This window comes from Paenibacillus sp. 05T425, from assembly GCF_056396205.1.
In genome coordinates this window covers 429,455-454,535 of sequence record NZ_JBFTLA010000003.1, presented here as the reverse complement: position 1 = coordinate 454,535, position 25,081 = coordinate 429,455, and the positions used below count along the sequence as shown (strand labels likewise).

Here is a 25,081-nt window from a genome sequence, read left to right as displayed (position 1 = left end):
TTAAGCCCCGCTGATTAAGACGAGCGTACGCTAACGCTCATTCCCAACCTATTCGGGACAAGGGGGTTATAGAACAAGCTTTTGTGCCGCAAAGCCACATGCAGCAAGCTTGCAAGCTACTCCGAGGTAATCGAGTTCGGCTGTTCGCCGCCGCTTTCGTTACCGCTGTTGCCACTATTACTGCTTCCATTATCGTTTGCGCTATCGTTGCTCTCGGATGTACCTTCACCCTCAGCTTCGCCATCGTTGGTTGAATTCGAACTGCTCTGCTCGCCCGAAGAAGGCTCGTCACCTTTTGATTGATCGCCTGTATCCGATTCAGCAGTTCCATTTTCTTCTACGATCGCATCCGCCCCTGTCTGAGGCGCCAATACAATCTTAAGCGACCGCTTGCCGTTCTTCGTCTCTTCCTTCTGCGAAACGACGTAGCCTTGCCCCTCAGGGATAAGCTGAATGCCAAGCAACGTCGTAATCTCTAGCGCATCGCGCAAGGAGAGTCCTGTCATATCCGGCACTTTAAGCTTGTCTCGCTGTTCCGTTAGCAAGTAGACGCGCTGACTCGGGTTAACGACGCTGCCGGCTGCCGGAATTTGCTGCAGAACGGATTTGCCATTGCCAATAATTTCGAACGTAAGGTTTTTCGGTGCCAATGTCGCTTTCGCTTGTGCAAGCAGCAGATCCGTCACCTTAGGCACGACGATCGCAGCTTCCTTCTTAGCTTCTTCCTTAATTAAACTTGTATCCGGCATGATGCCCATATGACGCAAGCTCTTCAGCATAATTTCGCGGAATGCCGGCGCTGCAACAAAACCGCCGCCGACCGTGCTGTCATCTGGCTCGTCGACCACAATATACAAAACGATCTTCGGATTCTCTACCGGCGCGTAGCCGACAAAAGAAACGACGAACTTGTCCTCCGAATATTTGCCGTCGATCGACTTCTCCGCCGTGCCCGTCTTCCCCGCTATCCGATAGCCTTCGATAAACGCTCTTCTGCCCGTACCAATCACTTGGTCGGATACGACCTGCTCCAAATATTCGCCAACCTTGCGCGAGGTCTCCTTCGAGATGACCTGGCGAACGACCTTTGGTTCAAATACGGTCGTTTTATTCGTCGTCGGATCGGTTATGCTCTTAATGATTTGCGGCTGCATCAGCTTGCCGCCATTCGCAACAGCCGCTACGGCAGCCACCTGTTGGATCGGCGTTACCGCAACCCCTTGCCCGATCGCCGCAGTCGCTACCTCAATCGGATACTGCATGTTTATAACGCCCGTTCGCTCGCCGTTAAGCTGGATACCCGTTTTCTGGGCGAAACCGAACTTAGTCAAATAATCGCGCAGCTTCTCCGCACCCAGCTTCTGATAGCCTAGATTGACGAAGGCGACGTTACTGGAATGCTTAAGGCCGTCTAGATAAGAAATCGTCCCCCAGCCGCCGCGTTGAATATCGCGAATCGTATCGCCGTAGATCGTTACGCTGCCCGACTTATACGTTTCGTTCGGATTGAAAACCCCTTCTTCCACCGCGGCTGCAAGCGTCATGATCTTGAACGTCGAGCCCGGTTCGTACAACGATACGACGCCATGATTATTGTAATTGGCATAATTGCTGTCCCAGTACGAGTTCGGATTGAACTCCGGCATATTCGCCATCGCCAGTATCTCCATCGTATTCGGATCCGCGGCGATAGCCGTAATGCTCTTTGGATTGTATTTTGCAACTATTTCGCGCAGAGCTTCCTCCACATAATTCTGAATGTTGCTATCAATCGTCAGGGCAATATTCTGGCCATCCTTCGGCGCTTGGTACTCCACTTCCCCGTCAGACAGTTGGACACGCTTGCCATCCTTCAGGAACTTAATCTCGCCGTTTACGCCTTCCAACTGATCGTTGAAATAAGCCTCTACGCCAGATTTCGCCTTGCCTTCCCTATCTACGAAACCTATTAATTGCGAGGCTAGCAATTGACTAGGATAATACCGTTTCAGCTCATCCATCAAATAAATGCCAACATCATTCACTCCTTTTTTCTTATCCTTTGCCAGTTGCTCTTTCAGTTCGTCGCGCAACGCCTTGACTTGATCCGCCAGCGCTTTATCGATCTTATAGCCCTCCTGCCGCACTTCCCGCTGACTGTAAAATGTACCGTCCTCACGTTTTGCCGTCACGAGCTTACGCAGCTCGGACTCCGGCTTATTCAATATTTTATGTAGACCCGCTATCACTTCTTCTGTAATTCCGGCATCATTGATCGCCTGCGGGTTAACAGCAACCGTGTATGCCCGCGCATCCATCGCGATCACGTTGCCGTCGCGGTCTGTAACCGTCCCGCGCTTCGCTACAAGTGTCTCCTGAGCCGACCAACGTTGCTTGGCCCTCTCATACCAATCTGCTCCCTCTACGACTTGCACCCAATAGATTCGGCTTATTAAAACGAGAAAAAGGAGGGTCATTATCCCTCCAAATGCCAAAGTCCGCAATTTAATTCTTTTCTTCATCGTTCAACCACCCTATTCACGCATAGCGGATTGTACGCCGTTTTCGTTCACGCCGGTCTTCACCGTAATACCGCTGTCGGTTATGCTTACCATGCCTTGCGTCTCGGCCATCTTGCGAATGCGCTCAGGAGCGCTTAATATCTCGACTTGCTTCTTCAGTTCTTCCATCTCGATATTCAGCGTTTTGTATTCGTTGTTCAGTTGCTTGATTTGAAGGTTCATATCGTAGATTTGCGCGTATCTGGAAATAATGACAAAGGCCACAACAACGCACATCAGGACAGTGAACAAATAGAGCAGTTTTTCTTGCATCGGTATCGTTTTTTTCTTAACCACTACACGTTTCGTTTCTCGGATAGCCTGTTGCTGCTGCTCCGACTTGCGCTTCGGTTGTAGTGCCAAATTGCCATTCACGTACGCCATCTCAATTCCCCCTCTAGCTTACAATTTTTGAGCGACTCTAAGCTTCGCCGACCTTGCCCGCGGATTCATCTCAAGCTCTCTATCGCTTGGTACAATCGGCTTGCGATTCACTAATTTCAGAACGCCTTCATTCCCGCATACACATAAAGGAAAGTCTGGCGGACATGTGCATTTCTCAACATATTTCGCGAAAATCTGCTTGCAGATACGATCCTCCAGCGAATGGAACGTAATGACCGATGCCCGGCCGCCCGGACTTAAGCATCTGACCGCCTGCTCAAGCGCTTCTTCCTCTGCGCCCAGCTCATCGTTAACCGCTATCCTCAGCGCTTGGAAGGAACGTTTCGCCGGATGACCGCCGGTCCTTCTGGTCGCTGCCGGAATTGCCATCTTAATCAGCTCGGCTAACTCTCCGGTCTTCTCGATCGGAGCCTTTTCTCTTGCCTTCACGATCGATCTGGCAATATTGCGCGCGAACTTCTCTTCGCCGTAACGATCGAGTATACGGGATATGTCCCGCTCCTCCCACGTATTCACAATCTCATGAGCAGTCAAATCTTCTTCGCGATCCATCCGCATATCAAGCGGCGCATCGTGATTGTAGCTGAAACCTCTCTCCGCTTCGTCAAGCTGTGGACTTGAGACGCCAAGATCGAATAGGATGCCGTCGACCTGAGGTATCCCGTCCTTCACTGGCACTCCGCAGCCAAGCAGCTGCTGCTCAAGCTCCCGAAAGTTGCTTCTGACGAGCGTTACTTTATCCATATATGGCGCAAGCCTTACGCGAGCGTTATCCAACGCCAGATCGTCTTGATCGAATGCGATCAAACGTCCTCCGTCACCTAGCCGTGACGCAATTAACTCGCTATGGCCCGCTCCTCCAAGCGTACAATCGACATAAATGCCGTCCGGCTTAATATCGAGGCCATCAACTGCTTCTTCCAATAACACGGTAATATGCTGAAACACGTATCCGCCCTCCTCATCTTGTTGTCATCTCTAGAAGTTGAAATCGAAATCGACGAGCTTCTCCGCAATTTCGTTGAACGCTTGCTCTGATTGCTCATAGTAGCCGTCCCATGTTTGTTTGCTCCATATTTCCACGCGGCCGGACACGCCCAATACCATACATTCCTTGTCCAGCTTCGCGTAATCGCGCAGATGACTGGGTAGGTTTACCCTTCCCTGTTTGTCCAGCTCGCATTCCGTTGCACCGGAGAAGAAAAACCGGGTGAACGCACGAGCATCCGCTTTCATTAGCGGCAATGATTTAAGTTTCTCTTCCAGTACGGCCCACTCGCTCATCGGGTAGACGAACAAGCAGTTATCGAGACCGCGGGTAGCGATAAAGGTGGAACCGAGTGAATCGCGGAACTTTGCTGGGATAATAATGCGGCCTTTTTCATCGATGCTATGTTGAAACTCCCCCATAAACATAAGTCCGCTCCACCCCTCCCCACAAACTCTCCACTTTCCCCCACTTTTCCCCACTAAGATAAACTAGTTCGCCACCTAAAATAAAAATCCTGCTCTGTGAGCAGGATTTTTGCTAAATTGTTCAGTTTTAGTTATAGAGTCACGAATAGGACTAAATTAACTTAGGAACTAGTACCTATATCCCATATTCGTCAAGAAAGGAATATTTTCGACATCCCGATAAATTCGCGCCCTTACTCCCTTGATCGTCTACAAGGCAGGAGGCAAATGGTCGTCATCTGCCGGCGGATTGTTGCTGCCGCCGCTCGCCCGTCCCCGTTTCTTCTTCATGAACCATATGATCGGAGCGGCAATAATGGCGAGAAGAAGAAGTACGGGGATCGCTCCTGCGATGAATACAAGCAGCAGCTTCAATCCGTCAATTACCGTTTCGGCACTGCCCGTCAGCGCATCCGACATTTTGGCGCCAAGCCCCTTTTTCTCCCCGCTGGCTGTGTATAAGCTTTGATCCGTTTGGTAGAGACGGAGCTCTATAGTGGAATATGCCACATTATGATCCAGATAACGAAGCCGGCCTTTCAATACTTCGATTTCTTCCTGCACGGCGGACAGCTGATCCGAGAACTTAAGCAGATCATCGGCTTTCGTTGCCTGCTCCATCATGACAAGCAGCCTAGACTCCACCAATTGCTTCGCCTTCAGTCTTGATTCCGTATCGACATACTGCTCCGAGACATCCTTGCCGTTCACATTCGTTTCGAAGTGGCTATGCTTAATCTCACCGATCCGATCAATGAACGGCATGAAGCCGTCCGCGGGCACTTTAATCGTATACGTCGAACCAACCTCTCCGCTTTGCTTCGTGTCCTGGAACTGCAAGATATACGAACCGCTCTGATGAATGGCGTTCTTGAGCGCAGTTTTCGCCGTCTCTATCTCTTCTACCTCCATCGTCAGCGCCGCCGAATATATAATTTTCTGGCTGTACCCCTCCTCTTGAGATGCCGCCCCACTAGCAAAGCCTGTTCCGGACTGTGAAACTTCACCATCGCTATCTCCACCATCTTCCATAGGAGCTTTTGCAACTTCATCTGAGAAGATCATATCCCCACTGGCGGCGGTCCCTTCTTCGGATGCTCCGTTGCCATCAGACTTCTGACTGCTGCTGTTCATATCGGCAGAAGCGCAAGCCGTGAGCAGCATTAGCATAATGACCGCCAAAGGTGTGAACCAGCGCCAACCCTTTCTTATTCTCAGTACCATTGAAACTCCCCCTTGCTTATTTTTCCATACTGACGTGTAATGGCGGCAAAAGGTTTCCACGCTGGCACGTTAACCGCTTGAAACGCAAAAAAGCCGCCGGGTTGCCCCGACGGCCGTCTTTCCCTATCATCTATTCTTCTTTCCAGCTGTCCAGATACGCCTTCTGCTGTTCGCTCAGCGTATCAATGCTGAAGCCTAGCGATTCCAGCTTCAAACGCGCAACTTGCTCATCCAGCACGTAAGGAACCTTTTCCACATGATTGCCAAGATCCTTGTATTGCTCGTTCACATAACGAAGCGACAATGCTTGAAGCGCAAATGTCATATCCATAATTTCCGCAGGGTGGCCGTCGCCAGCCGCAAGATTCACGAGTCGTCCTTCGGCAAGCAGATAGATGCTGCGTCCGTCCTTCAACTTATATTCTTCGATATTTTTACGAACGGTACGAATGCTGCTCGATAGCGCCGCAAGTTCCGGTTTGTTCACTTCTACGTCGAAATGTCCGGCATTGGACAAAATTGCGCCGTTCTTCATTACTTCGTAATGCTCGCCGCGAATAACATCACGGTTGCCTGTTACGGTAACGAATATTTCGCCGACTTTAGCCGCTTCACTCATTGGCATAACAGCGAAACCGTCCATGTAAGCCTCGACCGCCTTAATGGCATCGATTTCCGTTACAACGACGTTCGCGCCAAGTCCCTTTGCACGCATTGCAACGCCTTTGCCGCACCAGCCGTAGCCGACAACAACAACCGTCTTGCCAGCAACAACGAGGTTCGTCGTACGATTGATGCCATCAAACACCGATTGGCCTGTGCCGTAACGATTGTCGAACAAATGCTTGCAATACGCGTCATTAACCGCCACCATCGGGAATGCGAGCGAGCCGTCCTTCTCCATGGCCTTCAAACGAATGATGCCTGTCGTCGTTTCTTCCGCGCCGCCGCGCAGATTAACAGCGAGATCCTTGCGCTCGGAATGAAGAATCGTTGCCAAGTCGCCGCCGTCGTCAATAATGAGATCCGGTTTTGATTCCAGCGCCTTAATGTTGAGCGCCTTGAACTCCTCAGCAGACGGATTGTATTTAGCGAATACCGTAATTCCGTCCTCCACAAGCGCTGCGCACACATCGTCCTGTGTCGAGAGCGGGTTGCTGCCCGTAATCGTAACTTCCGCACCGCCGGCTTGAACGACTTTGGCCAAGTAAGCCGTCTTCGCTTCAAGATGAAGCGCGATCGTTACTTTCAGCCCTTTGAAAGGTTGGTCCTTCTCGAACTGCTCGCGAATGCGGTTTAGCACCGGCATATGGGCGCTGACCCAATCGATTTTGAGATGGCCTTCCGGCGCTAAAGATATATCCGTAATAATGCTTTTGTCTACAGTGCTCATTTCGTTTCGTCAGCCTCCAGTATTATAGATATACGATTTCATGACCGCCTGAACGGCTATAAGGCGCTTCAAGCAATTTATCCAACCAATTAAGACCGTATCTATTCCAATAGATTACCATGTTAAGCACGCGTTCTTGCGGCTTGCCCGCCGGCTTAATGGACAAGCCGATCCGGTCTAATTGCCTAATAGACGCTTCGAACTGTTTATTGAACGTATCCACCGTCTTCGAGCCCATATATTCAATCTGCTCTACGATTTTCTGCATATTCGTGTCACCTAGCTTCGCAAGCGATGGAGCTACTGATGTCGCCAGATCAAGCAGCGGCTTATATAGTTCAATGAACGCTTGCTTCGCGCTATCGAACTGCCCTTCAATCGAGAGACCGTCCTGCTGCTTCAGCCACTCCGCTTTCCGATCCTCGAACTGCTCCATCACATCGGCGAAGCTCAACTCATACTTCTGCATATGCTTCGCGACCGTTCCCTCAATTAAAGTAAACGACATGCGCGGAACGATAATCGGCATCTCCATGCCGAGCGTACGGAATGCACCGCCGGTCAACGCCCAATAGGCGATCTCGCCTGGGCCAAGTACCGTCGCAAGCACCGGGAACAGAAAATCCTGCATAATCGGACGCGTCAATACGTTATTGCTGAATTGCTCTGGACGGCTCTCTGCAAGCTGCAGCAGCTCATCCTTCGTCAGCGATATCGATTGCTTGCGATCTTGGAACGAGCCGCCATGCTTATGCAGCAGCGTACGCTCATCCCCCTTATCCGCTTGGAAAAGGAACAGGTTCGCACTGCCCGCTACAACATCGGCCTGCAGCGAATAACCCAGCGCCGTTACTTGATTAGCAGCAGCCGCATACGCCTGCTCCAGCTCATCGTTTCTCTCGATTATTTGCTTGAATAGAGGAGCTTCAACCTGGCGCAGCGCCGGGTCGTCGGCATCCAGTAGCACAAGTCCCTCGTTGCCGAACAGACGGCTAAGAATTGCAGCGAACATATCCGACAACGACCCCGAATGTTGCGCCATTTCGCGCAGCTCTTCAACGATCGGTCCCTTGAACTCGGAATACGGCAACGCTGCCTCAAGCTCTTGCAGCAGCTGCTCCCATACCTCTTCCGTGATTGTCGTCCGGCTTACACAGGTGCGAGCCCCTTCCGGTCTTGCCAAGCTCAGCTTGCGCAGCTCCTGCTCCGCAGTCAGCACATAAGCATGATTCGCTTCATCCCAATCATGATCTTCGCCGGCAATCCAGAACACGGGCACAATCTTTCTTCCCAGCTGCGCGCTCGCCGACTTGGCGGCGCCGATAATAGATACAGCTTTATGTATAACGAGAAGCGGCCCTGTCCAAAGTCCAGCCTGTTGGCCGCCTATGACGACCGGCGCCCCTTCCGCAATAGCGGCAATATTCGAAGCGGTCTCTGAAGACGGCTTCAACCCCGCCTGATAAGCCGTTAATACGTTGGCAACATCCGTCGCATTCGCTCTTACATTGGCGCTTGCAGCAAGTCTATCGAGCCTCGAGGCCCAGTCCTGCTCATTTCCGGGATGATAGCCGTACAAATCATGAACACGTTCATCTGTCCGATATATGAATGCTTCTGTCAAAGGCTGAGCACTCGTCAGCTTATACGTTTCGTTATTCATAGCGCAGCCAAAACCCTCCTAATTGCTTGTCGTCCGTGCTCCAATTGTACACAAAGGATAAGCCGCCCGTCAAAACAAAAACGCCTCGCGCGCCAGCGAGGCAACTTACGCATTTATATTTTGAAAAAAGCTTGCCCCAGTCCAATGAACATGAGCAGGATATACACTAGTGCCATAGAGAAGAAGCCAAGCCTCCAGATGGTGCGAAAAATTTTTTTCGCGTCAACAACTCCGCGCTTGCGGAATTGCGCATTTCCAAGCAAACCCGCTCCAAGAACCATGACGAGAAGAATTCCGTAAAGCCCGAAGCTGCTCCCGAACTGCTTGTCGAACAATACGGCAACGATGCCGATTAGAAAAACCGTCGTTACGTCCATAGCGAGCCGTACCGCCTTCTTTGTATCCTTCGCATAAATCTTATACGCGAAAAAGACGATGATGAAAGGAATGACCGGGAGTATCGCTAAATAACCGTATATATGTACAATACTATTCCATATCGTATCCATCCTAGCTCTCTCCTTTCGGAATCGTCCTTGCCTGCATCGCTCCAATCATCGCAATGACGGCTAGGTTCAGCGGCGCATCTACTCCTTGCCGCTTTGCAAGCTCCACGATGCCGCCGTTAATGGCATCGATCTCCGTCGCCCGCCCTGCTCTCACGTCGCTTAACATGGAAGATACATTCCCGCTAGTCCGGCTGCACACATCAAGCACACGTTGCCAGCCTTCTTTTATTGGCTTCATTCCCGCTTTCATCAGAACCTGCTCCGATTCCTCATAAAGTGCCCGCATGAGCAATTCACGCTGCGGCTGGAGCGGCAAGTCGCCATTCTTAACGTCGAATATGGATGTGAGCGGATTAATGACGGCATTTACCAGCAGTTTATTATAGATCCGATCCAGCATCTCTTCGGAATCATTCGACAGAAAAGCGGTAAATCCTGCCGTTTGAAGCGCATTCAGCAACATTTTTTGCTCATTTACGCGACTATTATCCCATTTGCTCCTGTTCTCATCTACGGCCCCGAACCAGAGCTCTCCTTCGCCCGTATGGCTTACGGCACGCAAGTCCAATCGTCTGGCGCCTGCCGATATGACTGCGGCATAGAGCGGCACCTCAGGGAGCGTCTGATAAAGCTTCTGCATATGCCCAATTCCGTTCTGCAGAGCAAGTACGGCTGTGAAACCTTGTCGTTCGCGAGCCGCTCCGGCAAGTGATGCAATATGTGAGAGCAGCACATCGTTCAGATGCGTTTGCTTCACTGTGACAATGATCCATCTCGAAGCGTGCCCGTCGTCCGTGGAAGTGTCTGCATCGGTATTCTCAATCCAGTTGCTCTCTATATTTACGACCTGCTCCGCACCATCTAGCCGATGTAGCAGCAGACCCTGCTTTGCTATCCGATCTGCTTGTTCCCCCGACCTTGTCCATATCGTCACTTTGGCGCCCGCTGCGGCGAGCATCGCGCTTATTAATAGTCCAATGGAGCCTGCTCCGACGACATGTATATGCACGTTAATGCCCCTTCCGAAATTCCAAAATTCCCCTCTACCGCTTCCGTTACATGGTAACAAACGTCCCGGCAACGAGCAAGAGGCTTGCCGCTATTCGCTCGGCAAGCCTCTTTCCCAGGTCCATCCTATAAACTTATTCAATACGTTCCAAATTGCCGTTCGCGTCCATCTTGAAACGCGGTTTAGCTTCTTCTTCATTCGTCAATACAGTCAATCGCCTAGCGCGGTCCATAATTTGAATCAATGTCTTGTAATCGTCATTGACCGCACGGTAATCATGTTGGACGTTATTAACCTCGCGAGACAATCTCTCATTCTCGTCCCGTAGTCGATATAACTCTTCGTCCCTGTCTTTCAGTTCTTTCTCAAACAGCTTGATTTGACGCGATAAATCCTGATAGGTCGTCTTCCAGCCGCGCAAAAAACGAATAACTGCGTCTACCGACAAACCTTCTTCCATAGAAACGGTATCGCGTCCAAGACCTAGACTGCGCTCCTCCGTCTCATATACCGCTAGCGATGATACATGCGGCGTTGCCACTATCGTTTGTTTCTTCAAATAATTGCGCTTCTGGCGCTGCTGTTTCGCAATTTGAATCGCTTCCTCGTATTTCTTGCGAACACAGCTGTTCCAGCGGAATCCGCATGCTGCGGAAGTGCGCCCGATACGCTCGCCTACTTCTTCAAATGCTGCGAGCTGGGTACTACCCTCTCGAATATGGCGTAGTGTAACCTCGGCGAGAATTAAATCATCGTCCGGACTCCACGCATCTTGTCTGACTGCTGTCATGCAACCATAACCTCCTAACGTAAAGGCGCTTACTTATCTCTATGCCCTTGGTAGAGTTCATAGAATCTATTGGATACTAATTTGTATAACCATTTTTTCAAACAATCATACATGTTTGCCGCCATATTGGTGCAAACTAAAGACAGACCGAAGGCTTCGGATAAAAAGTTTGCGATTTCGTCACGCTTGAAGGTTTACACTCCTTTGGGCAAACGTTATAATGATTCTAGAAAATCGGGTCTTAGCGGAAGGGGGATGTTATCATGGCGCGCATGTATCGAGTACTTGGTTTTTGGACCTTGGTAATCGGACTAATGGCTTTCGCAGGCCACATGACGGAGTTTGCGTTACTGTTTTTCGCTCAAGCCGTCGCTTTTGTCTTTTTGGGGTACTTGAATTTCTCCGAGAAAACTTACATAGTGATGTTCTGGGGATATATGGTCATTGCTTTTGTAGGCTTCACGTATTGGTCCGTATTCAAGATGGATCTACCTTTCTAACCAACAAAAGAGAACACAAGCGTAAACGGCAGCTTACGCTGCCCTCTGGCAGCGTAAGCTGCCGTTTCGCGGATGAAATATAAGCTTAGTATAAGAGTACAATCTTATACTTTCTTATATTTGAACGAAGAACGACGCCTTCCATATGGACAGGCGTCGTTCTTTTATTATTTTTCAAGCACCAGCACCTTGAACGCTTCACTCATCTGATCGCTAAGCAGCAATTGCCTCACCGCTCTATTCATTCGAGCCTCGGCGCTGAACGGATCGCGTCCGTCATGCTGCTGCAGAACCTCCATAATTCCGTTATCGATCAGAAATTGTTTTTGAGTCGCATAATAGACCGTCCGCCACCCTTGACGTTCAGCAGCATCCCGTATTTGCGTGTAATTAACATGCGAAGTGATGTCCTGCTCGCCGGGAAAGAGAAGCGGATTATCGCTGGCTTGATGTTTCCGGTAACAGAGCAGCGTTCCGTTCATGCGGTGCTCTGACGCATACTCCTGCGCCTCATGACCATAATCGATCACGACAAGCCTTCCTCGCTTAAGTTGTCTTCCCAGCTTGCCCAGCCAAGCCTCGGCGTTCAAATTTACCTCTGTTATCTGTCCCTCGCGAAGCTTTATGCCGCACCCAGCGAGCGACTGCTCAATACGTTGGTCCGTAAGCGACATTCGAACATAACGAAAGCCATTCACCTCGTTACAAGCAACACCAAGCTCAACGAGCTCTCCTCCATATAGCTGCACGCGATGAACGGGAAACGCGTCCAGCAGCTCATTAGCCAGAACCATGCTCCATCCGCTCCATTCATCCACAGCCCATGCCTGAGGAGAGGAGAGAATGCTTATTTGCCGTGCGCCAGCTTCCACCAATTGCAGCTCTGCTGCAGCTGCCGCCGCTTCCCGGTGTACTGGATTATCATCCACGAGTACGTGACTCACCTGATGAGCCCATTCCGCATCGAAGGATCTGCATGCGCTCACTAGTTGAGTTGACAACCGCCCGGTCCCAGCTCCCCATTCCACAAGCTGAAACGGCGGGTCTCCAAGCTCGCGCCTGTAGTTCACCGCATAGGCCGCCAGTGACCTTGCCATAACGCTTCCAACTGCTGAGCTTGTATAAAAGTCCCCTTCCTTGCCGATCCGAACAGCCCCGCTTCGATAGTAGCCATACATCTCGTCATAGAGGCAGCTATTCATATACTCGCGGAAGCTTATGCAAGGCATCGTTCGTCGTATACCGCCTTCATCCGTAATCCAGCCTTGTAAGGCTGATTGGTATATGTTCTGCTCAATTCGCCGTTTCAGTTCGTTATCGCTCATTGTATGTTTCATCCTTTTCCAGATGTAAGATATAATAGAATTGATTGCCGCATAAAATGAATGCTGAGGAAGGAGGATGCCGGTGAGACAACCCGCCATTCGAAGACGTATCGCCTTGACAGGCGTTGCCGCGCTGATCGCGGCGCTGCTGTTAATCCGACTCCCCGTTTCGGCCGAGCCTCAGCTAGAGCTGGATGACGACGTCCACTCTGTTCTTGAGAAAAGCTTATCCGTTGTCGAGATTGATAAAGATATCGGCCGCATTCAAGAGGAGAAACAGACATTGCTGGCGACGATAACCGACACCGAGCAGCAATTGGCTGCTCAGCAGGAGAAGATTGAGAGCAAGCGCGAGCAGGCAGGAAGTGTTCTGCGTGCCTACTATATGGGAGAACGGGATTTTCTATTTACGGCTTTACTGTCGGCTAATTCGCTGCCTGATCTCTTTCAAATTATCGATTATGTAGACATCCTGCTTACACATGACAAGCATACCTTGAACAGCTACGCGGAGCAATACGAGAAGGTAAAGGCAGGGTATGAGCAGCTTAAGGATCGGCAGGCCGCACTCAGCGATCTGGAGGATCGGCTTCAGACGCAGCGAAGCCGAGTGCTTGCGCTTGAGGCGCAGTTAGACGAGCAGCTTGCAGGAAGGTCCGACGCCGAACGGCTTCGTCTGATGATGAACGAGCTGACCTCGTTTTGGGAGACGGCCGGGCTTAAGGAAGTAAGACAATATTTCCGCGAGCTGTCGAAAGCGATGCAGAAGCTGCCTTCCTGGGTACAGGAAAACAAATCGTATTTGGAAATCGAAGGTTTCAACTATACGCTCCGCGTGCCGCAGGACGATCTAAACGCCTTCCTGCGCGAACAGAATGAAATGTTCGAACGATTCGCTTTCACTTTCGCAGATAACAAGGTGACGGCTACCGGCAAGCGCGACAACATGGAATTAAGTATTACCGGCACTTATACCGTACAGGACAAACCTAAGAACGGCATTATCTTTCATGTTGAGGAACTGCTCTTCAACGGATTCGCGTTGCCCGATACGACACGGTCGTCTCTAGAAGAAGAATTCGATCTTGGCTTCTACCCCGGACTTATTATTTCGTTCCTAAAAGCCAAATCCGTCGAAATTAAAGACGGCGAACTCATCGTCAAGCTGAGCATCAATCTCTGACCCTTACCTTTAACAAAAAAAACAGCGGCTCTCCGTATGTACGGAACAGCCGCTGTTTTATTTATACTTGGCGATATAGTCGCCGAATGAGAAAAACTGCGGCGAACCGTCGATATGAGCTTCCCATTGCGATTGCCAATCCAGCCATTGATCAGGCCAGTTCGTATCGATGGCTGCGGAGCTTTCCGCATTAGTCAAATCATTCATAATCCCAACCCACCAAGAAGGCGGAACGATAGCTTGCTCCGATTGGTAGGTGTTGCTTAGACCGAATAGCGATGACCGGGACGGCAATACACCCGAATCCTCATAGAACTGTTGTTGCGCGTATGAATCCGTCATCTCCTCTATCCATAACAGCGCCTCGTCTTCCGCCTCAGTCCGAGAAGAGACTGCGAAGCTGCGCGCATTAAGCCAAGGACTGACGATCGCATCACGGTCAATCTTCAAGCGGCTCTGAACGGACTCGGTTAACTCCAAGTAGTCGGACCACGGGAGGATCGCGGCAAGCAGCTCATTTTTATTAACCGCATCGCCGATCAAATAACTGCTCCCTTGCGCGCCAATCTTACTAATTCGCGATTCTGCAAGCTGAAGCCAGTTCAATTGCCCGACGAGCGACGCATCCGACTTCAACAGGAACTCGCTATTTGCCCTGCCCTTCGGATCGAAGGTATGCAGCCAGACGAGCAGCTGCTGCAGATTGCCCGGCACGAGGTTAACAAGCTTCGCCTCCGGCTTCAGCTCGTTCAGCTTAAGCGCTGTTTCCTCGAAGCTTTGCCAAGTGCTAGGAGGGACGGATAAGCCCGCTTCCGCTAGCAGCTGAGAGTTCCAGAAGACGAGATACGGATTATAGTCCTTCGGCACGCCCCAGACATAGCCATTCCACTTAAGAGGCTCCAGCAGGCCGGACATTTGGTCAGAGAGCGCGTCCCCGGTCAGCAGGCTGTCGACAGGCTTTAGATACCCTTGCATCGCGAACGGCCTAATCCAAGGGCTCGGAAGCAGCATCACATCCGCCGGTGTTCCTTGTCGGCTCTGCTCTAACCATGATGAATAAGCTTCACTCTCATTCGCTTGATTCAACAATTTAACCTTAATATGTGGATATTTCATCATAAAAGTTCGATTCAATTGACTAAGCGTCATGAATTGCTCAGCGTTAACGGAAACGTTTACAATTAGTTCAATAGAAGTATCAATCGTCTGTTCTCCGCCCGGGGGCTGATCGACTGACTTGCCGTCCGGTTTGCCCGTGCTTGTCGGATCGACGCCAGGGGATAACGGAATGTCTAGCAAAGCAATGATGAGGATAGCTCCGATCACAAGGGGCATCCATCTTCTCAGGGACACAGCTTTCTTCCTCTCCGGCTATTTGATCTCCACACATAGGATAGCAATAAATCCATAATTTGTCCAAAGCCCTTTTTTGCCACTAGGAGAAGATGCCATTGCCTCTTTCTGCTATAAAATGAGAAAAGTGGAGGAGCAGGGCAAACCCTGCACTCCTCCACTTCACAAACACCAGCTCCATCTGCAGTCGTCTACAGCAAGTCGGCAGCGAGCTGCGCAAGCTTCGAACGTTCGCCTTTCTCCAGCGTCATATGGCCGCTAATGCCTTCGCTTCTAAAGCGCTCAACGATGTGTGTAAGGCCGTTGCTTATAGAATCGAGATAAGGATGGTCAATCTGCTCCGGATCGCCCATAAGGACGATCTTGCTGCCCTCACCGACACGCGAGACGATCGTCTTCACCTCGTGTTTCGTTAAGTTTTGCGCTTCGTCAATAATAATGAACTGCCCTGGTATCGATCTTCCGCGAATATACGTTAACGCTTCGACTTGAATACTTCCGAGTCCCATTAAAATTTTGTCGATGTCTCCGGACTTCTTCGTATCGAATAGATATTCGAGGTTATCGTAGATCGGCTGCATCCAAGGACGAAGCTTCTCCTCCTTCTCCCCTGGCAAATAACCGATATCTTTGCCCATCGGAACGACGGGACGCGCAATGAGCAGCTTCTTATACTTATGCTCATCCTCTACCTTGAGCAGCCCGGCTGCAAGCGCGAGCAACGTCTTGCCCGTCCCTGCCTTACCCGTTAACGTGACGAGCGGAATATCGTCATTAAGGAGCAGCTCAAGCGCCATTCTTTGCTGAGCATTGCGCGCCGTAATGCCCCATACGGGATCGTTGCTAAGGAAGAGCGGTTCAAGCTTCACCCCATCCTGGCTCACCTTGAGAAGTGCGGATTTGGATGTGCCCATCTCGTCCCGCAAAATAACGAATTCATTCGGATTCAATCTAATATTCAGATGCATATTGTTAATCGTCAAGAAACGGTAGGAGTAGAATTCGTCAATGACCGCGGGATGAACGTACAATGTCATATAGCCTGCATAGAAGTCTGACGAGACGACCACTCTGTCGGACAAATAATCTTGCGCCTGCAGGCCAAGCACATCCGCTTTAATACGGACAAGCACGTCTTTGCTGACGAGTACAATACTGCGCTTCTCCGTTTCATTGTCTTGTTCATTATGATAATTAAGCGCTACGGCCAATATTCGGTTGTCATTGGACATTTCTCCGAACATTTCCTGTACGCGAATGAAGCTGCGATGGTTCAGCTCTACCTTCAGCAAGCCTCCTCCAGGAAGCACGATGCCTTCATGCAAATGACCGTTCTCGCGCATCTTGTCGAGCAAGCGGGATATCGTCCGGGCGTTGCGGCCAAGCTCGTCGGCCAGCCTCTTCTTCGAATCAATTTCCTCTAGTACAACCGCGGGAATAATGACTTCATTATCATCGAAAGCGAAGATCGCTTGCGGATCATGAAGCAACACATTAGTATCAAGCACGAATATTTTTTTCATGAGAACCCTCCCGGCGTAGGAAATTCATTAGAAGCTTAGCGAGCCTTGCTAATGGTTTGCGTTGTACATAGTGTGAGCAGCGATCGGTTACACTAGGGCAGACAAGTGTCATTACACTAAGCACGCTTAAAAAGAGGTGGAATTCATGTTCAAATGGCTCGCTTCTGCGTTCATTATTGCGATTGTAGCGACAGGCTGCAGCACCGTCGCACGTAATGAAACATCACCCTCTCCACAAAATAATGGCCGCGTGGAGGCCCAGCAAACCGATCCGCGCAAAAAAGAAATAAAAAGCTCCGAACAGGTTGCGAAGCATTTGGAGCAGCTTGCTGAGGGCGTCGACGGTGTCAAAAATGCCCGTTGCGTCGTATTCGGAAATACGGCAATCGTCGGCATTGACGTGGACGCCAATCTCGAACGCTCTCGGGTAGGCACCTTAAAATATTCGGTTGCCGAAGCTTTCCGCAAGGACCCTTACGGAATCGATGCGCTCGTGACGGCAGACATTGATCTTAACCAACGCATTAATGAGATCGGCGACGACATTCGAAGAGGAAGGCCAATTGCCGGCTTTGCTGAAGAGATGGCCGATATTATCGGACGTATCGTCCCGCAGATGCCAAGAGATCTCATGCCAGATTCTGGCGATGGTCAGCAAGAGCCGAAGTTGAAAAATAATAAAAAGCAATAAAGTTCTTTGAAACAACTTATGAAGATTTTGCAAATACGGTCCAAAAGACGCAAAAAGCCTAGTGAATGCTCACTAGGCTTTCTCTATGGCGGCGGATACTTGTACTTCCATTCTATCCGCTGCAAATTTATCGTCTGCAATGATATGGAACTCTTTGCCTGCGGACAAGCGCAAGCCGCAACGCATAGCATCACGGTCCTTCTCATTCGCTAAATACCAAGAAGGATCAGCGTTCGCTAAGAAGGAAAGGCTGCTTCTAACCTCGTTCTCTCGTCCGAATCGTACTGGAATAGGTATCACCATCGCATAGCCTCCCTTAGATAGGAAATTGGTTTGCGTAGCATTATTATACCCAGTTTATTAAGCCGAGTCTACGGTTATTCAGCCATTTTTGCTTGCAGAGCGGTACGCGCTTCATCCAGCTTTTGCTCATCCAAATATACGTAAGGACTTTTCCAATTACCCTCAAGCGGAATGAACGTAATATCCCCGCCACCCATGCCGAAATAACTTGCAATCATTGCTTTAATCTCTTTGGAAGGCATATCCATCGTCATGTTGTCGCCAACCGCCTCAATGACTTTGTCGATCTTCGAAATCCCGCTTAACGACTTCATCTTGTCGGCAAGTGCCCCTAACACTTCCGATTGTCGTCTATTGCGGTCAAAGTCGCTCGACATGTTCTTGCCGTCATTCGATTGACGATACCTTACGAAATCAAGCGCATTATCGCCATTCAGCTCCTGCAGACCTTTCTGTAGGTCAATGTCCGTGCCGTCCGCGTTGCTCTTGTATTTCATTCGCATATCAACATCTACCTCTACGCCGCCAAGCGCATCGACGACATCGACGAAACCTTGGAAGTTGATGACTGCCGAATATTTGACGTCAATGCCGAAGAATTCGCTCATCATCTCGCGCGAATGGCGTTTCGCCTCCGCGTGAGCAGCTTCCTTCTCCATGCCTTCCTTAATTGCCGTATTATAAAATGCCGCATAATAGCCGTTAGCCTTGCGCGTCTTGTAGCCGTCCACATCGATTCTCGAATCGCGCGGGATCGACACAACTGTCGCCGTCTTGGACGTTGGATTGAATGCCGCAACCATCATGACATCCGTGTTCAAACCTCCGCCGTGAGAGCGCGAATCAAGCCCCATGATCACGAGGCCGACAGGCTTCACCTTAACCGATTCACCTTTAGGTATGACTACAGTGTTGTTGTCTGCCCCAATCTGTTTGATCGCGTCATCCGTCTTGAACACTAAATAAACAAGAGCCGCCGCAACGAGAAGCAGCAGCCCGAACAGCAGAACGAAAAACGTTTTTAGAATCGAACGTTTCTTCTTCGGTTTCTGCTTTTTAGGTTGATTGGACGGCGTTTGACGCGAGCTCGATCTTGGAGGCAATGAAGTCGATCCTTGACTCATAGTATCCACCTTCAAGCTTAGTTGTATTTGGGATTGGATTCGATGTCCGACAGCAGTTGCTCAGCCGCTTCACGCGGAAAGAGCTGCAGCTTCGAGCGTCCATCCTTCTCGTACCTCAGATGAATCATCGTATCGTCCGTCTTCATGATCTCGAAACGGTCGAGCTGATGATCCTCTACCAATATTTGCGCAAAAAAGGCAAGCGTATCGGCGGCCGCTCCATCTTCGGGTCTAGCCGCTGATACGATCTGAATTTGCAGCCAATTGAATAGAGCGTCCTCAAGCTTCATTTGCCAGGCTCCGCCTTCTGCGAGGATGCATCATCCGGCCTATTGCCTTTCCATTTGTCGTAGAGTTGGCGGCCCCGAAGCATAAGCATCATAAGAACGGCAATACCCATGCATTGAATAATCGGCAGCTTATCCACCTGCAAGATCATCAAGACGAAAGAACCAAATGCAATGAGCGCATAAACGAGTATTTCCTTAAACAACGGCAGCTTCTGCTGTGCCCGGAACACCTTGTTGAAAATATAAATTGTAAATCCGAGTATAAGCAGATAAGAAACGAGTTTATGGTCGCTTAGCCATTCCTGCATAATTCGAACTTCCTCCTTAAGTACAGCTAAGGTTTTGCATGATGCAAAACCTTAGCTCCATCTTCATTATTAAACGCCTGCTTGAGCTGTTTTGCGGTGTTTCTCCGCACGCTCGCGCTCGCTCTTATTCAAGATCTTCTTACGAAGACGAATCGACTTCGGCGTAATTTCGCAATACTCGTCATCGTTCAAATACTCAAGCGCTTGCTCTAGAGAGAATAGGCGCGGAGTTTTCAGCGTAACGGTATCGTCCTTACCTGCGGAACGAATGTTGTTAAGCTGCTTCACTTTACAGATGTTGACGATAATGTCGTTCTCGCGCGTGTGTTCGCCTACGATCATACCTTCGTAGATTTCTGCACCCGGCTCCAAGAACTGGATACCGCGATCCTCTACGCCCATCATGCCGTAGAATGTCGATACGCCGTTCTCGCTTGCCACGAGCACGCCTTGGTGACGTCCGCCGACATTAGAGCCCGCAAGCGGACCATAGCTGTCGAATGCGCTGTTCATAATGCCGTAACCGCGAGTCATTGTTAGGAATTGTGTACGGTAGCCGATCAAGCCGCGTGCTGGAATAATGAACTCCAGACGAACTTGGCCATTGCCGTTGTTGATCATGTTGACCATCTCGGCTTTGCGGGTTCCAAGGCTCTCCATAACCGCGCCCATGCTTTCCTCAGGCACGTCAATTAGCAAGCGCTCGTAAGGCTCTCTCTTCTGACCGTCAATTTCCTTAATAATAACTTCCGGCTTGGATACTTGAAGCTCATAACCTTCACGACGCATATTCTCGATCAAGATGCCGAGGTGAAGCTCGCCGCGACCGGATACGATGAACGCGTCCGGGCTGTCTGTTTCTTCAACGCGAAGCGCTACGTCCGTCTCAAGCTCCTTGAACAGACGCTCGCGAAGCTTACGGGATGTAACCCATTTGCCTTCACGTCCCGCGAACGGGCTGTTGTTAACAAGGAACGTCATTTGGAGTGTTGGCTCATCGATCTTCAGAACAGGAAGCGCCTCAGGGTTCGTTGGATCAGCGATCGTCTCGCCGATATTGATCTCACGGATACCTGCGATAGCGACGATGTCGCCAGCGCCTGCTTCAGCAATCTCAACACGCTTCAAGCCTTGGAAGCCGAACAGCTTCTCGATTCTTGCTTGCTTCGTGCCGCCTTCGCGCGTCATAACGGCAACCGGTTGACCTTGACGAATAATACCGCGGTTTACGCGGCCAATCGCAATACGTCCCAAGTATTCGTTGTAGTCGAGCAGAGTTACCAGAAATTGAAGCGGTTGTTCTACGTCTTCCGTAGGCGATGGGATATGGCTGACGATCGTTTCGTACATCGCTTCCATGTTCTCATCTTGTTTCTCAGGATCAAGACTGGACGTACCCATCAACGCCGATGCGTATACGACAGGGAATTCAAGCTGCTCGTCATTCGCGCCAAGCTCGATGAACAGGTCAAGCACTTCATCAACCACTTCAGAAGGTCTTGCATTCGGACGGTCGATCTTGTTCACGACAACGATCGGAGTCAGCTTCGATTCAAGCGCTTTGCGCAATACGAACTTCGTTTGCGGCATGCAGCCTTCGAAAGCGTCGACTACGAGCAATACGCCGTCAACCATTTTCATAATCCGCTCAACCTCGCCGCCAAAGTCGGCATGTCCAGGTGTATCCACGATGTTGATCAGGTAGTCTTTGTAATTGATTGCCGTGTTCTTCGCTAGAATCGTAATACCGCGTTCACGTTCCAGATCGTTGGAATCCATTGCTCTTTCTTGTACCGCTTCATGCTCGCGGAAAGTACCCGATTGTTGAAGCAGTTTGTCGACCAATGTTGTTTTACCATGGTCAACGTGGGCAATAATGGCGATATTCCGTAAATTCTCTCTTGCTTGCATAACTTGTAATCCACTCCATTTTGTTTTTATTTATTACCTTACCAACGCCTGCGACTTCCTCTGCCGATCGTCATCCATGCGCCTGCCCCGATCAATACGACAGCAATTGCATAGATTCCCCAGCTCCACATCAATACAAGAACCATAAATACGGCCGAAGCGGCTGCAAGCGCAATAGCCGCCCTGAACACAACCTGTTGCCTGGATGAACCGAACAAATAATATTCGTAAAGGCCTGCTGCTACGCCGAAAATGAACAGCGGCCACAAATATTTCAGATTATCCCATCCAAATAAATTGCAAACGACGAACAACAGGGCATAGACGACAAGCATCCCGCCTGGGACAAGAGCAGCTGCTGGTAGAAGTCTGCCGAAATAAAGCACATGCAGCAGAACTCCCGGAATTAAGACGAGCAGCGGCCAAAAGATAGCCCCCATAAAGCTGAATACTCCTAATTTGCCCAACAAAATAACGACCCCGGCTAACAGCAAAATAATTCCAGCGGAATATTTGTTATTAGGCATTCTCGTTCCGCTCCTTACGAGTCATTCGCAGATGTTGACGAAAGACGACAGTTTTTATCTATACTAGTTTAATGGAACGGCGACGAAAATACCAGTGTGAACAATACCTGTTCACAAAAAAAACCGTTCAAGCCGTCTTTGGCTCCGAACGGTAATGACAACAAAGCCTGTTACCACTGCTTTCTGCTGACGGTTGCGAGTGCAATTACGAGCGGGATACACAGCAGCGGAATCGCCTCAGCAAGCACCTTCGAGCCGTGGAATAGCAGGTTATTCAGTCCCGGATCATGCATAAGCATGTCGCCTGCCGCATATCCGAGCAGCGCTGCGCCAATGTATGAAAGTGCCGGAAACTTCTGCAGCAGCACGCCCAGCATTTGGCTGCCCCATATGATCATCGGGATGCTGATTGCAATGCCAAGCAGAATGAGAATGAGATCGCCATTCGCAATCGCTGCGATCGCGAGCACATTATCAAGGCTCATAATGAAGTCAGCAGTGACAATGGTCCAGACGGCTTGTCCGAGATTCCCCGCCTTTTTGACAGCATGTCCGTCATGCCCGCTCCCCGCGTCCGCAAGCAGCTTCACGGCAATATATAGAAGCAATATCGCTCCGGCAGCTTGCAAATACGGAATTTGCAACAGCTTGATGGCCACGAGCGTAATTATAATCCGCAGTCCAACGGCTGCAAGCGTTCCCCACCATATCGCCCGCTTCCGCTGATGAGGCGGCAGCTGTCCGCTCGCCATCGCAATTACAATCGCGTTATCTCCGCTCAACAACACATTTATCAAGACGATCTGCAAAAAAATAAGTACGCTGTCCAATGCTCATTCCCCCTCTTATCAGTGGTATGAACAAGCTATGGCGAATATGTCCATGATTGATGAATATACTTTCCACAGGGCTGAATTCAGGCGGCAGACGCCGCAGTAAGATATCAAGTTGGAGGGGGCGGTCAAATGGATCTGTTCTCGGTCGATTTCTGGTCGGCGCTCGCCACGATCATTTTCATTGACCTGATCCTCGCTGGCGATAATGCGATCGTCATCGGACTTGCAGCAAGAAATTTGCCTAAGGAGCAGCAGCGAAGGGCGGTCATTTGGGGGACAGTTGGCGCAGTCGGCATTCGAGTTATTGCGACATTGCTTGTCGTACAATTACTGGCTGTTCCATGGTTGAATTTACTTGGCGGGCTTCTGCTTATATGGATTGCTTACAAGCTGCTTGTTCAGGAGGATGCGCACGAGAATATTCAGGCAGGCAATACGCTGTGGCAGTCGATTCGCACAATTATTATTGCCGATGCGGCAATGGGCATCGATAATGTTATCGCCGTTGCCGGCGCGGCGCATGGCGATACGCTGCTCGTCGTAATCGGCCTGCTCATTAGCGTGCCAGTCGTCGTATGGGGCAGTACGTTGTTCATTAAGCTTATTAATCGCTTCGAGTGGATCGTGTATATTGGCTCAGGCGTCCTCGCCTATACGGCAGCCAAAATGATTACGCACGAGAAATCATTCGCCGAATATTTCGAGCGATATCCGCTTGTTAATTGGGCTTTCATCATCGCTATTATCGTAATCGTTATAGGAGCAGGCTGGCTTACGAATCGCAGTCAGAGGAAAAAGATCCAAAACCTACAAAGCGATAAATAATCCCGAATAAAGTCAAAGAGCCCCGCCATTAGGCGGGGCTCTTTGACTTTATCGTTACGCCTGCGCTTGTGTGTAACGGCGTATTTGATCTTACAGCGCGTAATGAAGTTTGTTTCGGTATCTGTAAGTGCAATACGCTCTTATAGATACCGAGTGCAAGAAGCCATGCTAGTTAGAACCAGTCGTCCTCGCCTTCGGTATGGACCGTCTGTACGCCGCTCGGGGTAAGAACGAGCACCTCTGTCCCTTCAACGGCAGCATCAATCATGTCCCCAAGCTCCGGAATGAGCGATTCGACTTTTTCTACGATGCGCAAATTCGGATTCGTGCTTGGCGACTTCGGCAGGAACAGCGTACAGCAATCCTCATAAGGCAAGATCGATGTCTCGAAGGTGCCGATCTTCTCCGCCTCGCGAATAATTTCTTGCTTGTCCATCATCACGAGCGGCTTGAGAAGCGGCAGCTCCGTTGCCCGCCCAATGACGTTCATGCTAGCAAGCGTCTGGCTGGCGACTTGACCGAGGCTTTCACCCGTTACGATACCGCCGGCCCCATTCCGCTCAGCCAACTTATCCGTAATCCGAAGCATTGCGCGGCGCATAAGGGTAATAATGATATTATCGCTCTTCTGCTGTGCCATCCTCGTCTGAATGTCGGTAAACGGAACGAGATGAAGCTTGAGCGGCGCGCCGCTGTAATAAGACAACCGCGTTGCTAAATCAACGACCTTATCCTTCGCCTTCTCGCTTGTGAACGGATAGCTGTGGAAGTGAACCGCTTCGATCTCCAGCCCTTTGCGCAGCGCCATCCACCCTGCAACGGGACTATCGATGCCGCCTGACAGCAGCAGCATGGCCTTTCCGTTCGTTGCGAACGGGAAGCCTCCGCCTGCTTGAATCACTTCCCAGAAGACGTAGGTGCCTTCCTCCTGAATATCCACCTTCAATTCGACCTCAGGCTTGCGGACGTCGACTTTCAGATCTTCAATGGCCCGCAGCACATGGCCCCCTACGAGATGATTCATCTCTTGGGAGCTATGGGGAAACCCTTTCCACGCACGCTTCACGCTTACTTTGAAGGTTGCTGGCGGCTTTTCTATAGATTGCATAAGCGTCAAGGCAGCAGCCCGAATCGCTTCCAGCTCCGACTGTACACTGACGACCGGGCTGATCGTCGTAATGCCGAACAGATCCTTCAAGCGATCTGCAACGGGCTCATAGGGCTGGCCGTTCAACAAGACGTACAAGCGTCCGAACGACTTGAAGTACGAGACGCGCTCGAACGGCGTCAATGCCTGCTTCACCTGCTGAAGCATCCGCTTCTCGAACTGATTGCGGTTGCGCCCCTTCATCGTCAAGTCGCCGTAGCGCACAATAATTTGATCGTATAACAAA

General features: G+C 50.3%; 25 protein-coding genes. 4 read left to right on the top strand and 21 right to left on the bottom strand.

Going from position 1 to position 25,081, the window contains the following annotated elements:
* Positions 1-116 precede the first annotated feature (116 nt).
* The 10 genes from AC1DF0_RS08720 to AC1DF0_RS08675 all read right to left on the bottom strand — a co-directional run bounded on the left by AC1DF0_RS08720 (position 117) and on the right by AC1DF0_RS08675 (position 10,988).
* On the bottom strand, positions 117-2,501 hold the full coding sequence (locus AC1DF0_RS08720; protein ID WP_477573683.1) for a penicillin-binding protein: 2,385 nt from the start codon (positions 2,499-2,501) through the stop codon (positions 117-119).
* Positions 2,502-2,513: 12 nt separating this feature from the next.
* Positions 2,514-2,924, bottom strand: a complete 411-nt coding sequence (gene ftsL / locus AC1DF0_RS08715; protein ID WP_477573682.1) for a cell division protein FtsL — start codon at positions 2,922-2,924, stop codon at positions 2,514-2,516.
* A gap of 18 nt (positions 2,925-2,942) precedes the next feature.
* On the bottom strand, positions 2,943-3,893 hold the full coding sequence (rsmH, locus tag AC1DF0_RS08710; protein ID WP_442051917.1) for a 16S rRNA (cytosine(1402)-N(4))-methyltransferase RsmH: 951 nt from the start codon (positions 3,891-3,893) through the stop codon (positions 2,943-2,945).
* A gap of 30 nt (positions 3,894-3,923) precedes the next feature.
* Positions 3,924-4,361 (bottom strand): division/cell wall cluster transcriptional repressor MraZ, encoded by a 438-nt coding sequence (gene mraZ, locus AC1DF0_RS08705; RefSeq protein ID WP_442051916.1) that lies wholly within the window; start codon positions 4,359-4,361, stop codon positions 3,924-3,926.
* A gap of 249 nt (positions 4,362-4,610) precedes the next feature.
* Entirely contained in the window at positions 4,611-5,624 is a 1,014-nt protein-coding gene (locus tag AC1DF0_RS08700) for a DUF4349 domain-containing protein (RefSeq protein ID WP_477573681.1), read from the bottom strand.
* A 130-nt stretch (positions 5,625-5,754) separates the two neighbouring features.
* Positions 5,755-7,017, bottom strand: coding sequence for an adenosylhomocysteinase (locus tag AC1DF0_RS08695; protein ID WP_442051914.1), 1,263 nt, complete (start codon positions 7,015-7,017; stop codon positions 5,755-5,757).
* A gap of 22 nt (positions 7,018-7,039) precedes the next feature.
* Positions 7,040-8,680: a bacillithiol biosynthesis cysteine-adding enzyme BshC gene (bshC, locus tag AC1DF0_RS08690; RefSeq protein ID WP_477573680.1), complete on the bottom strand. Its 1,641-nt coding sequence runs from the start codon at positions 8,678-8,680 to the stop codon at positions 7,040-7,042.
* A gap of 113 nt (positions 8,681-8,793) precedes the next feature.
* Positions 8,794-9,189 carry a DUF3397 domain-containing protein gene (locus tag AC1DF0_RS08685; RefSeq protein WP_477573679.1) on the bottom strand — a complete coding sequence of 132 codons (396 nt, stop codon included), beginning with the start codon at positions 9,187-9,189 and terminating at the stop codon, positions 8,794-8,796.
* A gap of 1 nt (position 9,190) precedes the next feature.
* Positions 9,191-10,198: a ketopantoate reductase family protein gene (locus AC1DF0_RS08680; RefSeq protein ID WP_477573678.1), complete on the bottom strand. Its 1,008-nt coding sequence runs from the start codon at positions 10,196-10,198 to the stop codon at positions 9,191-9,193.
* Between the two features lie 133 nt (positions 10,199-10,331).
* A complete protein-coding gene (locus AC1DF0_RS08675; protein WP_442051910.1) occupies positions 10,332-10,988 on the bottom strand; it encodes an RsfA family transcriptional regulator in 657 nt (218 codons plus the stop codon).
* A gap of 263 nt (positions 10,989-11,251) precedes the next feature.
* On the opposite strand from AC1DF0_RS08675, the gene AC1DF0_RS08670 reads away from it, so the two are divergent.
* Entirely contained in the window at positions 11,252-11,488 is a 237-nt protein-coding gene (locus tag AC1DF0_RS08670) for a DUF2626 domain-containing protein (protein WP_337098605.1), read from the top strand.
* A gap of 167 nt (positions 11,489-11,655) precedes the next feature.
* Here AC1DF0_RS08670 and AC1DF0_RS08665 read toward each other — a convergent pair whose 3' ends face one another.
* Complete coding sequence (locus tag AC1DF0_RS08665; protein ID WP_477573677.1) at positions 11,656-12,813, bottom strand: class I SAM-dependent methyltransferase; 1,158 nt, start codon at positions 12,811-12,813, stop codon at positions 11,656-11,658.
* A gap of 82 nt (positions 12,814-12,895) precedes the next feature.
* Between AC1DF0_RS08665 and AC1DF0_RS08660 the strand changes: the two genes are divergently transcribed.
* Complete coding sequence (locus AC1DF0_RS08660; protein ID WP_477573676.1) at positions 12,896-13,996, top strand: coiled-coil domain-containing protein; 1,101 nt, start codon at positions 12,896-12,898, stop codon at positions 13,994-13,996.
* A gap of 57 nt (positions 13,997-14,053) precedes the next feature.
* Here the strand turns inward: AC1DF0_RS08660 and AC1DF0_RS08655 are convergent, their stop codons facing one another.
* The gene (locus AC1DF0_RS08655; RefSeq protein ID WP_477573675.1) at positions 14,054-15,322 is read right to left on the bottom strand and encodes an ABC transporter substrate-binding protein; all 1,269 of its coding nucleotides are present in this window, start codon (positions 15,320-15,322) and stop codon (positions 14,054-14,056) included.
* Positions 15,323-15,540: 218 nt separating this feature from the next.
* Positions 15,541-16,872: a PhoH family protein gene (locus AC1DF0_RS08650; protein ID WP_337098601.1), complete on the bottom strand. Its 1,332-nt coding sequence runs from the start codon at positions 16,870-16,872 to the stop codon at positions 15,541-15,543.
* Between the two features lie 145 nt (positions 16,873-17,017).
* Here AC1DF0_RS08650 and AC1DF0_RS08645 point away from each other — a divergent pair, with 145 nt between their 5' ends.
* A complete protein-coding gene (locus AC1DF0_RS08645) occupies positions 17,018-17,563 on the top strand; it encodes a YhcN/YlaJ family sporulation lipoprotein (protein ID WP_477573674.1) in 546 nt (181 codons plus the stop codon).
* A gap of 72 nt (positions 17,564-17,635) precedes the next feature.
* On the opposite strand, the gene AC1DF0_RS08640 is transcribed toward AC1DF0_RS08645, so the two are convergent.
* The 7 genes from AC1DF0_RS08640 to AC1DF0_RS08610 all read right to left on the bottom strand — a co-directional run bounded on the left by AC1DF0_RS08640 (position 17,636) and on the right by AC1DF0_RS08610 (position 22,856).
* Positions 17,636-17,866: a hypothetical protein gene (locus AC1DF0_RS08640; protein WP_442051905.1), complete on the bottom strand. Its 231-nt coding sequence runs from the start codon at positions 17,864-17,866 to the stop codon at positions 17,636-17,638.
* 74 nt (positions 17,867-17,940) lie between these two features.
* Entirely contained in the window at positions 17,941-18,990 is a 1,050-nt protein-coding gene (locus AC1DF0_RS08635) for an LCP family protein (protein WP_442051904.1), read from the bottom strand.
* A 17-nt stretch (positions 18,991-19,007) separates the two neighbouring features.
* Positions 19,008-19,280 carry a hypothetical protein gene (locus AC1DF0_RS08630; protein WP_442051903.1) on the bottom strand — a complete coding sequence of 91 codons (273 nt, stop codon included), beginning with the start codon at positions 19,278-19,280 and terminating at the stop codon, positions 19,008-19,010.
* Entirely contained in the window at positions 19,277-19,588 is a 312-nt protein-coding gene (locus AC1DF0_RS08625) for a YlaH-like family protein (RefSeq protein WP_442051902.1), read from the bottom strand. The genes AC1DF0_RS08630 and AC1DF0_RS08625 overlap by 4 nt, the downstream gene beginning before the upstream one ends.
* Before the next feature lie 69 nt (positions 19,589-19,657).
* Positions 19,658-21,499 (bottom strand): translational GTPase TypA, encoded by a 1,842-nt coding sequence (typA, locus tag AC1DF0_RS08620; RefSeq protein ID WP_475820376.1) that lies wholly within the window; start codon positions 21,497-21,499, stop codon positions 19,658-19,660.
* A 38-nt stretch (positions 21,500-21,537) separates the two neighbouring features.
* Positions 21,538-22,026, bottom strand: coding sequence for a hypothetical protein (locus tag AC1DF0_RS08615; RefSeq protein ID WP_337098594.1), 489 nt, complete (start codon positions 22,024-22,026; stop codon positions 21,538-21,540).
* 170 nt (positions 22,027-22,196) lie between these two features.
* Positions 22,197-22,856, bottom strand: coding sequence for a TerC family protein (locus tag AC1DF0_RS08610; protein ID WP_442051900.1), 660 nt, complete (start codon positions 22,854-22,856; stop codon positions 22,197-22,199).
* 135 nt (positions 22,857-22,991) lie between these two features.
* Between AC1DF0_RS08610 and AC1DF0_RS08605 the strand changes: the two genes are divergently transcribed.
* Positions 22,992-23,687 carry a TerC family protein gene (locus tag AC1DF0_RS08605; protein WP_477573673.1) on the top strand — a complete coding sequence of 232 codons (696 nt, stop codon included), beginning with the start codon at positions 22,992-22,994 and terminating at the stop codon, positions 23,685-23,687.
* A 172-nt stretch (positions 23,688-23,859) separates the two neighbouring features.
* Here the strand turns inward: AC1DF0_RS08605 and thiI are convergent, their stop codons facing one another.
* The gene (gene thiI, locus AC1DF0_RS08600; RefSeq protein ID WP_477573672.1) at positions 23,860-25,080 is read right to left on the bottom strand and encodes a tRNA uracil 4-sulfurtransferase ThiI; all 1,221 of its coding nucleotides are present in this window, start codon (positions 25,078-25,080) and stop codon (positions 23,860-23,862) included.
* Position 25,081: the final 1 nt, after the last annotated feature.

Coding starts and splice junctions, on each gene's coding strand:
- AC1DF0_RS08720 (WP_477573683.1), bottom strand. CDS start 2,501: ATGAAGAAAAGAATTAAATTGCGGACTTTGGCATTTGGAGGGATAATG.
- ftsL (WP_477573682.1), bottom strand. CDS start 2,924: ATGGCGTACGTGAATGGCAATTTGGCACTACAACCGAAGCGCAAGTCG.
- mraZ (WP_442051916.1), bottom strand. CDS start 4,361: ATGTTTATGGGGGAGTTTCAACATAGCATCGATGAAAAAGGCCGCATT.
- AC1DF0_RS08700 (WP_477573681.1), bottom strand. CDS start 5,624: ATGGTACTGAGAATAAGAAAGGGTTGGCGCTGGTTCACACCTTTGGCG.
- AC1DF0_RS08695 (WP_442051914.1), bottom strand. CDS start 7,017: ATGAGCACTGTAGACAAAAGCATTATTACGGATATATCTTTAGCGCCG.
- bshC (WP_477573680.1), bottom strand. CDS start 8,680: ATGAATAACGAAACGTATAAGCTGACGAGTGCTCAGCCTTTGACAGAA.
- AC1DF0_RS08685 (WP_477573679.1), bottom strand. CDS start 9,189: ATGGATACGATATGGAATAGTATTGTACATATATACGGTTATTTAGCG.
- AC1DF0_RS08675 (WP_442051910.1), bottom strand. CDS start 10,988: ATGACAGCAGTCAGACAAGATGCGTGGAGTCCGGACGATGATTTAATT.
- AC1DF0_RS08670 (WP_337098605.1), top strand. CDS start 11,252: ATGGCGCGCATGTATCGAGTACTTGGTTTTTGGACCTTGGTAATCGGA.
- AC1DF0_RS08665 (WP_477573677.1), bottom strand. CDS start 12,813: ATGAGCGATAACGAACTGAAACGGCGAATTGAGCAGAACATATACCAA.
- AC1DF0_RS08650 (WP_337098601.1), bottom strand. CDS start 16,872: ATGAAAAAAATATTCGTGCTTGATACTAATGTGTTGCTTCATGATCCG.
- AC1DF0_RS08645 (WP_477573674.1), top strand. CDS start 17,018: ATGTTCAAATGGCTCGCTTCTGCGTTCATTATTGCGATTGTAGCGACA.
- AC1DF0_RS08640 (WP_442051905.1), bottom strand. CDS start 17,866: ATGGTGATACCTATTCCAGTACGATTCGGACGAGAGAACGAGGTTAGA.
- AC1DF0_RS08635 (WP_442051904.1), bottom strand. CDS start 18,990: ATGAGTCAAGGATCGACTTCATTGCCTCCAAGATCGAGCTCGCGTCAA.
- AC1DF0_RS08630 (WP_442051903.1), bottom strand. CDS start 19,280: ATGAAGCTTGAGGACGCTCTATTCAATTGGCTGCAAATTCAGATCGTA.
- AC1DF0_RS08625 (WP_442051902.1), bottom strand. CDS start 19,588: ATGCAGGAATGGCTAAGCGACCATAAACTCGTTTCTTATCTGCTTATA.
- typA (WP_475820376.1), bottom strand. CDS start 21,499: ATGCAAGCAAGAGAGAATTTACGGAATATCGCCATTATTGCCCACGTT.
- AC1DF0_RS08615 (WP_337098594.1), bottom strand. CDS start 22,026: ATGCCTAATAACAAATATTCCGCTGGAATTATTTTGCTGTTAGCCGGG.
- AC1DF0_RS08605 (WP_477573673.1), top strand. CDS start 22,992: ATGGATCTGTTCTCGGTCGATTTCTGGTCGGCGCTCGCCACGATCATT.